Below are 10,915 nucleotides of genomic sequence, written 5' to 3' on the forward strand. Positions count from 1 at the left end.
GCCGCCGTACCGGGCGCGCGGCGGCGCCCGGCGGGCCCGGTGCGCCGTCGCCCCGGCGGTGCGCCCCGACCCGAGCAGCGCGCGCAGCGGCCCCAGCGTGTCGTTGGTCAGCCGACCGGACCACGCCAGTTCCCACACCACCTCGGCCAGCGCCGCGTCGCCCGCCTCCACCCCCGCGGCGGTGACCCGGGCGGCGATGTCCCGGAAGAACAGGCCGTAGCCGCCCTCCAGCGCGTCCAGCACCGCCCGGTGCGCCTCGGTGAGTTCCAGGGGGTGCGGTTCGTGCAGCAGGTGCGGCGCGTTGTCCGCCGGGAACAGCGCCACCCAGCCGTCCTTGCCCGCGAGCGAGCCGGCCCCGGCCCACACCACCTCGCCCGACACCATCAGCTCGTCCAGCATCGCCGGCGCGTAGCCGCGCACCCGCGCGGGCAGCACCAGCCGCTCCAGCGCGGAGGCCGGTACGGGCGCGCCCTGCAGCTGCTCGACCGCCCGGACCAGGCCGTCGAGCCCCCGCAGCCCGCCGTCCCCGGAGACCGCAGCGACGTGCTGCCACTGCGGCAGGAACTCGGCGAGCGCCGCCGGTGGTACCGGTTCCAGCTCCTCGCGCAGCGCCGCCAGCGAACGCCGCCGCAACCTCCGCAGCACCGCGGGGTCGCACCACTCCTGTCCCGCGTCGCTCTCGGTCCGCGCCGGATGGAACGCGCCGCGCACCAGCCGCCCCGAGGCCGTCATCCCCGCCAGTGCCCCCTCGGCGACCGCCCGCCCCAGCCCGAAGCGCGCCGCCGCCTCGGAGGTGGTGAAGGGGCCGTGGGTGCGGGCGAACCGCGCGAGCAGGTCCACCAGGGGCTCGGCCACGGGTTCGGTGAAGGCCTCCGGGACGCCCACCGGCAGCGCCGCGCCGAGCGCGTCGCGCAGCCGTCCGGCGTCCTCCACGGCCGCCCAGTGCTCCCGGCCGCCGATCCGCACCCGGATGGCCCGACGGGTCGTCGCGAGCTCGGTCGCCCAGTCGGGCCGGCCGCCACGGGCCGTCAGCTCCTCGTCCGTCAGCGGGCCCAGTACCCGCAGCGCGTCGGCGGTGCCCTCCGTGTCCTTGATGCGGCGGTCCCGCGCCAGCCACTGCAGCTCCTGCTCCAGCTCGGCGAGGACGTCGGCGTCGAGGAGTTCGCGGAGCTCCGCCTGCCCGAGCAGCTCCGACAGCAGCCGCGAGTCCAGGGACAACGCGGCCGCCCGGCGCTCGGCCAGCGGGGAGTCGCCCTCGTAGAGGTACTGGGCCACGTAGCCGAAGAGCAGTGACCTCGCGAACGGCGACGGCTCGCGGGTGGTCACCTCGACGGTACGGACCCGGCGCGACTCGACGTCGGCCATCAGCTCACGCAGGCCGGGCAGGTCGAAGACGTCCTGCAGGCACTCGCGCACCGCCTCCAGCACGATGGGGAAGGACCCGAACTCGCTCGCCACCGAGAGCAGCTGGTGCGCGCGCTGCCGCTGCTGCCACAACGGGGTCCGCCGGCCCGGGTTCCGCCGCGGCAGCAGCAGCGCCCGTGCCGCGCACTCCCGGAAGCGTGACGCGAACAGCGCCGAACCGCCCACCTGGTCGGTGACGACCTGCTCGATCTCCTCGCCGCCGAACAGCACGTCCTCGGCGCCCAGCGGCGCCTCGTCGCCGGACGCGTCGGGCAGGGCACCGCCGCCATCCTCCATGCCGAGCAGGTCGGCGTCCGGCAGCCGCAGGACCAGGCCGTCGTCGGCGTGCAGCACCTGCGCGTCCAGGCCGTAGCGTTCGCTCAGCCGCGCGCCGAGGGCGACCGCCCACGGCGCGTGGACCTGCGCCCCGAACGGCGAGTGCACCACCACCCGCCAGTCACCCAGCTCGTCCCGGAAGCGCTCGACCACGATGGTCCGGTCGTCCGGGATGTGGCCGCACGCCTCGCGCTGCTCGGTCAGGTAGGCGAGGAGGTTGTCCACCGCCCACTCGTCCAGCCCGGCCGCGGTGAGGCGCCCGCGTGCGCGCTCCGGGTCCAGTGCCCCGACCTCGCGGAGGAAGGCGCCCAGCGCCCGGCCGAGCTCGAGCGGCCGTCCGAGCTGGTCGCCCTTCCAGAACGGCAGCCGCCCCGGCACCCCGGGCGCGGGGGAGACCAGCACCTGGTCGCGGGTGATGTCCTCGATCCGCCAGGAGGTGGTGCCCAGGGTGAAGACGTCGCCCACCCGCGACTCGTAGACCATCTCCTCGTCCAGCTCGCCGACGCGGCGGCCGCCGCCCCGCGGCCCCGCCTCCCCGGCGAGGAAGACGCCGAACAGCCCCCGGTCCGGGATGGTGCCGCCCGAGGTGACGGCGAGCCGCTGCGCGCCGGGCCGCCCCGTCACCGTGTTGGCGACCCGGTCCCACACCAGGCGGGGCCGCAGCTCGGCGAAGGCGTCGGAGGGGTAGCGGCCCGCCAGCATGTCCAGCACGCCGTGGTAGGCCGACTCCGGCAGCGACGCGAACGGCGCCGCGCGCCGCGTCAGGAGCAGCAGCTCGTCGACGTCCCACACGTCCATCGCCGTCATGGCCACCAGCTGCTGGGCCAGGACGTCCAGCGGGTTGGCGGGCACCCGCAGCGCCTCGATGCCACCCGAGCGCATCCGCTCCGTGACCACCGCCGACTGGACCAGGTCGCCCCGGTACTTCGGCAGCACGACGCCGGAGGAGACGGCGCCGACCTGGTGCCCCGCCCGCCCCACCCGCTGCAGACCCGACGCGACCGAGGGCGGGGACTCCACCTGGATCACCAGGTCGACGGCGCCCATGTCGATGCCCAGCTCCAGGCTCGACGTGGCCACGACGGCGGGCAGCCTGCCGGCCTTGAGCTCCTCCTCGACGCGCGCCCGCTGCTCCTTCGACACCGAACCGTGGTGGGCGCGGGCCAGGACCGCCGGGGCCGACGCCCCCGCGCCGGAGCCGCCCATCAGCTCCGCCGGCCCGTGCTCCTCGGGAAGCGCCTCACCGGTCTCGCGTTCGTACGCGATCTCGTTGAGGCGGTTGCAGAGTCGTTCGGCGAGGCGCCGGGAGTTGACGAAGACGATGGTGGAGCGGTGGGCGCGGACGAGGTCCACGATCCGCTCCTCCACGGACGGCCAGATCGACGGCCGGTCGGCGGCGCTCGGGTCGGCTGGGTCCTCCGCCGCCTCCGGCAGGCGGGAGCCGCCCAACTCGCTCATGTCGGGGACGGGCACCTCGACCGAGAGGCGGAACTCCTTGCCCGACGGCGGCTGCACCACGCGTGCGCCGCGCCGCGGCGAGAGGAACCGGGCGACCTCCTCCACCGGGCGGACGGTCGCGGAGAGGCCGATGCGCCGAGCGGGGCGCGGCAGCAGCTCGTCCAGCCGCTCCAGTGTGAGGGCGAGGTGCGCGCCGCGCTTGGTGCCGGCGACGGCGTGCACCTCGTCGATGATCACGGTCTCCACACCGGAGAGCGCCGTCCGCGCCGCGGAGGTCAGCATGAGGAAGAGCGACTCGGGGGTGGTGATGAGGATGTCGGGCGGGCGTCGCGCCATCGTGCGCCGGTCGGCGGCGGGGGTGTCCCCGGAGCGGATGCCGACCCGGATGTCCGGCTCCGCCAGTCCGAGCCGGACCGACTCCTGCCGGATGCCGGTGAGGGGCGAGCGCAGGTTGCGTTCCACGTCCACCGCGAGGGCCTTCAGCGGCGAGACGTACAGCACCCGGCAGCGCTTCTCCGGCTCGGCGGGCGGCGGCACGGCGGAGAGCCGGTCCAGGGCGGCCAGGAACGCCGCGAGCGTCTTCCCGGAACCGGTCGGTGCGACGACCAGGGCGTCCGACTCCGCCGCGATGGCCTCCCAGGCGCCCGCCTGCGCCGCGGTCGGCTCGTCGAACGCCCCCGAGAACCAGGCCCGCACGGCGGGGGAGAAGTGCTCGGGCACCGTGGCGCGGCGATCGGTCATGCGACCATCGTGCACCCTGCCACCGACACCGGCGTGGCGGCGGCACCGGGGGCGACCCCGTCCCGGGCCCCGTCGCCCGCGTGTTCCGGGGGCCGCGGCACGCGTGTCCGCCTGGAGAACGCCCCGGGTGCCGCTGGGGCGGCCGGGGCTACCGTGAGCCCGTGACAACGCAGGAACCGCCGGTGTCCCCGGCACCGACGACGGCCGGGCGGCCCGACGCCGGACCGCCCGATCCCCCGGCGGCCACCGTCCCCGCGGTCCCGGCGTCCGCTCCCGACCACGCGGGCGCGCGGCGCGCGGCCGTGCGGGACGGTCTCGGCGTCGGGATCGCGGTCGGGCTCTCCGGGTTCGCCTTCGGCGTGACCGCGGCGAGCGCCGGGCTCTCCGTCCTCCAGGCGTGTGCGTTGAGCCTCCTGGTCTTCACCGGCGCCTCGCAGTTCGCGCTGGTCGGCGCGCTCGCCGCGGGCGGCAACCCGTTCACCGCGGCGGCGGGTGCGTTCTTCCTGGGTGCGCGCAACGCCTTCTACGGGCTCAGGCTCGCCGGGCTCCTCCGGTTGCGGCGCCGGCTGCGGCCGTTCGCCGCGCACTGGGTGATCGACGAGACCGCGGCCGTCGCTCTGGCCCAGGCCGGTCCGAGAGCGGCGCGTCTGGGGTTCGCCGTCACCGGGGCGACGCTCTACGTGCTGTGGAACGTGACCACGCTGCTCGGCGCGGTGGGCGCCGGCGCGCTCGGCGACCCGGCGGCGTGGGGCCTGGACGCCGCGGGCCCCGCGGTGTTCCTGGCCCTCCTGGCACCGATGCTGGAGGGGGCCCGGGAGCGGGCGACCGCGGCACTGGCGGTGCTCCTCGCGCTGGCCGCCGTGCCGCTGCTCCCGGCAGGGGTGCCGGTGCTGGTGGCGGCCGCGGCGGCGCCGCTGGTGCTGCTGGCGGCCGGGGCCCGCGCCCGGCGCTCCGGGGTGGGCACGGGGTCCGGGGACGGGAGCGCGGACGGGGAGGCGGCGCGGTGACCGTGTGGCTCGCGATCGGGTTGACGGCGGTGGGGTGCTACCTGGTGAAGCTGCTGGGACTCTCCGTGCCGGCCGGGGTGCTGGAACGGCCGCTCGTCCGCCGGCTGGCGGTGCTGCTCCCGGTGGCGCTGCTCGCGGCGCTCACCGCGTTGCAGACCTTCGGCGCCGGGCCGGGCGGGCTCGCGCTCGACGCCCGTGCCGCGGGGCTGGCCGCCGCGGCCGTCGCCCTGCTGGTGCGCGCGCCCTTCCTGCTGGTCATCGCGGTGGCGGTGGTGGTGACGGCCGCCGTGCGCGCCCTCGGCGGCTGAGGCCGTGTCGGGCGCCGCGGTCGGGTCCCGGTGGCCGGGGCGCGATACTGGTCCCATGCGGTTGACGGACTTCTGGCGGCGGATGGCGGAGCACTTCGGCAGCGGGTACGCGGACACGTTCGCGCGGGACCACGTGATGTCGGAGCTCGGCGGGCGGACGGTGCACGAGGCGCTGGACGCCGGCTGGGACGCCAAGACCGTCTGGCGGGCGGTCTGTGCGGCGATGGAGGTGCCGCCCGAGCGGCGCTGACCTGCTCCCGCCGGTGACGGGGCCCGCGGGGCCGGGGCGGGGGTGCCCACCGGCGGCTGCCGTGCAGCGTCCGGGTCATCCCTTCGGGTGAGGAAGTTGTCCACAGCGGGCCAGAAACGCTGTATGACCTGCGGTTTCCGGTTTCCCACAGCGGCGTGGTGCCACTTGACAGGAAAATCGAACACCCATTCTTATGAAGGGTGTCGGCCCGTCGCGGGTGGCGGTCGGACGCGTTTGTCAGTGGCAGCAGCTAGCGTCGGTGGACGTGAAGCGAACAAACCAGAAACCGGTGGCACCCATGGCAGCAGGTACGGACCGCGAGAAGGCGTTGGACACCGCCCTCGCGCAGATTGAACGACAGTTCGGCAAGGGCGCCGTGATGCGCATGGGCGACCGGAGCAACGAGCCCATCGAGGTCATCGCCACCGGCTCCACCGCGCTGGACGTGGCGCTCGGTGTCGGCGGTCTGCCGCGCGGCCGTGTGGTCGAGGTGTACGGTCCGGAGTCCTCCGGCAAGACGACCCTCACCCTGCACGCCGTCGCCAACGCGCAGCGCGCCGGCGGCACCGTCGCCTTCGTGGATGCCGAGCACGCCCTGGACCCCGAGTACGCCCGCAACCTCGGTGTCGACATCGACCAGCTGATCCTCTCCCAGCCCGACAACGGGGAGCAGGCGCTGGAGATCGTCGACATGCTGATCCGCTCGGGCGCGCTGGACCTCATCGTCATCGACTCCGTCGCCGCCCTGGTGCCGCGCGCGGAGATCGAGGGTGAGATGGGCGACTCCCACGTCGGTCTCCAGGCCCGGCTGATGAGCCAGGCGCTCCGGAAGATCACCGGCGCCCTGCACCAGTCGAAGACCACCGCGATCTTCATCAACCAGCTCCGCGAGAAGGTCGGCGTCATGTTCGGCTCCCCGGAGACCACCACCGGTGGTCGGGCGCTGAAGTTCTACGCCTCGGTGCGACTGGACATCCGACGCATCGAGACCCTCAAGGACGGTACCGACGCGGTCGGCAACCGCACCCGCGTCAAGGTGGTCAAGAACAAGGTCGCCCCGCCCTTCAAGCAGGCCGAGTTCGACATCCTCTACGGCATCGGCATCAGCCGGGAGGGCGGCCTCATCGACATGGGTGTGGAGCACGGCTTCATCCGGAAGTCCGGTGCCTGGTACACCTACGAGGGCGACCAGCTGGGGCAGGGCAAGGAGAACGCCCGCAACTTCCTGCGGGACAACCCCGACCTCGCCAACGAGATCGAGAAGAAGATCAAGGAGAAGCTGGGCATCGGCCCGAAGGCGGAGGCGCCCGCCGCGGAGCCGGCCGCGGACGCCGCGACCAGCGCCGCGGCGTCGGTCCCCGCGCCCGCGACCTCGGCCGCGCCGGCCAAGGCCACCAAGACGGCCAAGTCCGCAGCAGCAGCCAAGAGCTGACCGGTGCCGTTCGGAGAGGGAGCGGGGAGAGGCCGACGGTCGTCGCGGCGCCGGCCCGGCCCGGACGGCGCTCCCGCACCCGAGCCGGGGGACGGCACCGGGCCCGGGGGCGGGAGGCCGAGGGACCCGGTGGAGCAGGCGAGGGCCATCTGCCTGCGGCTGCTGACCGGGACCCCCCGTACCCGCAGCCAGTTGGAGAGCGCGCTGCGGCGCCGGGAGATCCCCGAGGACGCGATCGAGGCGGTGCTCTCACGCTTCGAGGAGGTCGGGCTCATCGACGACGCCGCGTTCGCCGGCGCCTGGGTGGACTCCCGGCACCACGGGCGCGGTCTCGCCCGGCGGGCGCTCGCCCGTGAACTGCGGACCAAGGGGGTGGAACCCGCGGTGATCGACGAGGCCGTCGCACGACTCGACCCCGAACAGGAGGAGGAGACGGCGCGCGCCCTCGTCGAGCGCAAGCTGCACGCCACCCGAGGGCTCGATCGCCAGCGCCGGGTCCGCCGCCTGGCCGGCATGCTCGCACGGCGGGGGTACTCCGAGGGGCTCGCCCTGCGGGTGGTGCGGGAGGCGCTGGAGGCGGAGGGCGAGGACCCGGAGGAACTCGACCGCCATCTCCCGGCGGAGTGAGCCGGCGGGAGATGGCCGGCTCCGCGCCCGGAGCGGCAGCGACAGCCGGCCGGGGCCCGCGTCAGTCGCGGCCGGTGACCGCGGGGGGCTGCTCGGCGGGGCCGCGCAGCGTGTGCGCGTAGCGCACCAGTTCCGAGATGGCCGATCCGGGGAGCGCCGCGGCCAGTCGGCCGTCGGGGCGGACGACCAGCAGCGTGTGGGCGGGTGCCCCCGGGTAGCTGTCGGCCACCAGCAGCTCCGCCTCCACCGGCAGCCGCTTCACCACCCCGGCCAGCTCCGGCATCAGACCGGCCGAGAGCCAGTGGCAGGCGTCCCAGACCCCGGCGCCGGGGGCGGTCAGCACCAGCAGGTGCGGGCCACCGAACAGGTCGTGCAGCTGCCCCCGGTCGCCGTTGAGCGCCGTCACCGGCAGGTCGTCGATGACGGCGCCGGGCTCGGTGGAGACCGCCACGCCGTACCGTGACCGGGGCTGCGGGTACGTTCCCGGTTCGCCGAGTGCGCCGCGGCCCAGTGGCGCGTCCCCCAGCAGCGTCAGCCGGCTGTGCTCCCGCCCCGGCAGCAGCGCGCCGATTCCGCCGCGTCCCCTCACCAGCGGCAGCGCCTGGTCCACGGCGCGCAGCCGGGCGCCGACGGCCCCGCGGCGTTCCCGCTCGTAGGTGTCCAGGAGCGCGTCGGCGTCACCGTGGTGCCAGTCGAGGGCGAGCTTCCACGCGAGGTTGTCGGCGTCGCGCAGTCCCTCGGCGGTCTGCTGGGTGCCCAGGGCGCCGAGGAGGTGGGCCGCGTCCCCGGCCAGGAAGACGCGGCCGGCGCGCCAGTGGCGCGCGAGCCGCTGGTGGCAGAGGTAGACGCCGGTGTCGAGCAGGTCGTACGGCGGGATGTCGCCGTCGTGCCAGGCGGTGAGCGTCCGGTTGACCAGGTCGAGCAGGGCTTCCGGGGTGACGAGCTCCTCCCCGGTGGGGAGCGGCCAGTCCAGGCGCCACTGCCGGTCGCCCAGCGGCCGCACCACCACCTCGTCCACGGGCCCGTGAGCCGCGGGCAGCGCCCGGTGGAGCGCGGCTGTCGCGGGGTCGGGCAGGTCGGCCCGGAGCGCGGCCACCGCGTGGCGTTCCACCGAGGTGCGTCCGGCGAACGGCACCCGCAGCAGCTTGCGGACGGTGGACCGGGCTCCGTCGCAGCCGACGAGATGGCTGCCGGTGACCTTCTCCTCGCGTCCCGCGCCCGCGTCGCGGTCGCCGCGGTACACGTAGGCGGTGACGCCGCGCGCGTCCTGCTCAATGCCGCTGAGGCGGGAGCGGGTGTCGATCCGGATGAGCCGCCGCCCGGCGGCGGCGAGCCGCAGCGCGTGCTCCAGCGCGTCCAGCGGCAGGTGCGTGGGCGCCGTCCCGGCGGCGTACTCCACGCGTTCGCGGGTGCGTCCGCGCAGCGTGGTGCGCCAGGCGTGCCAGGTGGTGGCGCGGTCGGCGGCCCCCGGGAGACCCGCCCAGTGCGCGACGTCCGGTGGCAGCACACAGCTGCGGGCGGGTCGTTGGTCGACCCGCCCGTCACCTGGTTCGAGCACATGGCTGGGGACGCCCTGGCGGGCCAGGGCAAGCGCCAGCGCGAGCCCTGTCGGGCCCGCGCCGACGATGATCACGGGCAGCACAGGAGTATGCAACCCAGCAGGTGATCAACCGTCAAGTCAGTCCTTGCCGGTTGGGGTCGGAGGGTCCCCGGCCTCGGCGGCCGGTGCCGCTGCGGGCTGGGCCTCCATCTGGTCGTGCGGGTCCGCGGTGACCACCGCGCCGGCGGTGCGCTTGCCCCGGCGGATGGTGCGCTCCAGCCAGGTGGCCGCGGAGGTGAGCAGGAAGTTCAGCACGATGAAGATCAGGGCCACCACGGTGAACGCCGCGATGGTGTTCGCCCCGTAGTTGGCGCTGATCGTGCGGACCGAACGCAGCAGCTCGTCGAAGTTGAGCATGACGCCGCCCAGCGCGGTGTCCTTGACGACGACGACGAGCTGGCTGACCAGCGCCGGCAGCATCAGGGTGACCGACTGCGGCAGCAGCACCTGGGTCATCATCTGGCCCTTGCGCATGCCGATGGCCTGCGCCGCGTCCTTCTGCCCGCGCGGCAGCGACAGGATGCCCGCGCGGACCACCTCGGCGATGACCGAGGCGTTGTAGAGCACCAGGCCGGTGACGACCGCGTAGAGCGGACGCATGTCGGAGTTGATGTTGGTGAACTCGACGTAGACGGCGCTCGCGAACAGCATGAGCAGCAGCACCGGGATGGCACGGAAGAACTCGATGATCGCGGCGCAGGGCAGGCGGACCCACCGGTGGTCCGACATGCGGCCGATGCCGAGCGCGGCGCCCAGCGGCAGGGCGATGATGATCGACAGCGCCGCGGCCTTGAGGGTGTTGCCGAGCGCGGGCAGCAGGAACGTCGTCCAGACCCGGGAGTCGGTGACGAACGGGCTCCACTTGTCGGCGTCCAGCTGTCCCTTGTCCGCCATTGCGGCGAGGACCCACCACACCAGGGCGGCGAACCCGACCAGGAACAGCACGGTGTAGACGACGTTCCGCGCCTTGGCCTTGGGCCCGGGGGCGTCATAGAGAACGGAGAGGTTGCTCATCGCTTCACCGCCACGCGCTTGCTCACCCAGCCGAGCAGCAGCCCGGTCGGCAGGGTCAGGAGAATGAATCCGAGGGCGAAGATGCCGCCGATCAGGAACACCTGTGCCTCGTTCTCGATCATGGTCTTCATCAGGAGTGCGGCCTCGGCCACACCGATCGCCGCGGCGACGGTGGTGTTCTTGGTGAGGGCGATGAGCACGTTGGCCAGCGGGGCGACCACCGAGCGGAACGCCTGGGGGAGGACCACCAGCCGCAGGACCTGGGTGAAGCTCAGCCCGAGGGCACGGGCCGCCTCGGCCTGGCCGACGGGCACGGTGTTGATGCCGGACCGCAGCGCCTCGCAGACGAATGCGGCGGTGTAGGCGGTGAGACCGAGCACGGCGAGTCGGAAGTTCGTCTCCGTGAAGGTGTCCCCTCCCATCGCGATGCCCAGCGTCTGGAAGAGGCCCAGGGAGGTGAAGAGGATGATGACGGTCAGCGGGGTGTTCCGGACGATGTTCACGTAGCCGGTGCCGAAGACGCGCATGAGGGGCACCGGGCTGACGCGCATGCCGGCCAGGATGGTGCCGAGGATGAGCGACCCGATGGCGGAGAAGACCGCGAGCTGCGCGGTGACCCAGAAGGCCCCGAACAGGTCGTACCGCTGTAGATCAAGGAAGTCGAACACGTAGGTCTCGAATTCTCGCCGTGACGGACAGAAAAGGGTGGCGGGGGGGGGGGGGGGGGGGGGGGGGGGG

Annotated in this window: 9 protein-coding genes; 5 read left to right on the forward strand and 4 right to left on the reverse strand. The window is 74.4% G+C overall.

Annotated features, from left to right (window positions below; translation table 11 throughout):
* Positions 1-3,939 (reverse strand): Lhr family ATP-dependent helicase (locus HCN56_RS09755; RefSeq protein ID WP_167969271.1); only part of this gene is annotated, 3,939 nt, incomplete at its 3' end.
* A gap of 161 nt (positions 3,940-4,100) precedes the next feature.
* Between HCN56_RS09755 and HCN56_RS09760 the strand changes: the two genes are divergently transcribed.
* The 5 genes from HCN56_RS09760 to recX all read left to right on the forward strand — a co-directional run bounded on the left by HCN56_RS09760 (position 4,101) and on the right by recX (position 7,563).
* Positions 4,101-4,946 carry an AzlC family ABC transporter permease gene (locus tag HCN56_RS09760; protein WP_312871156.1) on the forward strand — a complete coding sequence of 282 codons (846 nt, stop codon included), beginning with the start codon at positions 4,101-4,103 and terminating at the stop codon, positions 4,944-4,946.
* Positions 4,943-5,254 carry an AzlD domain-containing protein gene (locus tag HCN56_RS09765; RefSeq protein ID WP_167969273.1) on the forward strand — a complete coding sequence of 104 codons (312 nt, stop codon included), beginning with the start codon at positions 4,943-4,945 and terminating at the stop codon, positions 5,252-5,254. The genes HCN56_RS09760 and HCN56_RS09765 overlap by 4 nt, the downstream gene beginning before the upstream one ends.
* A 55-nt stretch (positions 5,255-5,309) precedes the next feature.
* Complete coding sequence (locus HCN56_RS09770; RefSeq protein WP_167969276.1) at positions 5,310-5,504, forward strand: DUF3046 domain-containing protein; 195 nt, start codon at positions 5,310-5,312, stop codon at positions 5,502-5,504.
* Between the two features lie 298 nt (positions 5,505-5,802).
* Complete coding sequence (gene recA / locus HCN56_RS09775) at positions 5,803-6,936, forward strand: recombinase RecA (protein WP_167969278.1); 1,134 nt, start codon at positions 5,803-5,805, stop codon at positions 6,934-6,936.
* Between the two features lie 3 nt (positions 6,937-6,939).
* Positions 6,940-7,563 carry a recombination regulator RecX gene (gene recX, locus HCN56_RS09780; RefSeq protein WP_167969279.1) on the forward strand — a complete coding sequence of 208 codons (624 nt, stop codon included), beginning with the start codon at positions 6,940-6,942 and terminating at the stop codon, positions 7,561-7,563.
* A 61-nt stretch (positions 7,564-7,624) separates the two neighbouring features.
* Here recX and HCN56_RS09785 read toward each other — a convergent pair whose 3' ends face one another.
* Genes HCN56_RS09785 through HCN56_RS09795 form a run of 3 tightly spaced genes read right to left on the reverse strand, consistent with a single transcriptional unit; the run spans position 7,625 to position 10,845 of the window.
* Positions 7,625-9,205, reverse strand: a complete 1,581-nt coding sequence (locus tag HCN56_RS09785) for an FAD-dependent monooxygenase (protein WP_167969281.1) — start codon at positions 9,203-9,205, stop codon at positions 7,625-7,627.
* A 36-nt stretch (positions 9,206-9,241) separates the two neighbouring features.
* Entirely contained in the window at positions 9,242-10,177 is a 936-nt protein-coding gene (locus HCN56_RS09790) for an amino acid ABC transporter permease (RefSeq protein ID WP_167969283.1), read from the reverse strand.
* Positions 10,174-10,845: an amino acid ABC transporter permease gene (locus HCN56_RS09795; RefSeq protein WP_167934269.1), complete on the reverse strand. Its 672-nt coding sequence runs from the start codon at positions 10,843-10,845 to the stop codon at positions 10,174-10,176. Before HCN56_RS09795 ends, HCN56_RS09790 begins: the two co-directional genes overlap by 4 nt.
* Positions 10,846-10,915 lie beyond the last annotated feature (70 nt).

It is taken from the genome of Streptomyces lonarensis, assembly GCF_012033735.1.
In the GTDB taxonomy this organism is placed as follows: Bacteria; Actinomycetota; Actinomycetes; order Streptomycetales; family Streptomycetaceae; genus Streptomyces; species Streptomyces lonarensis.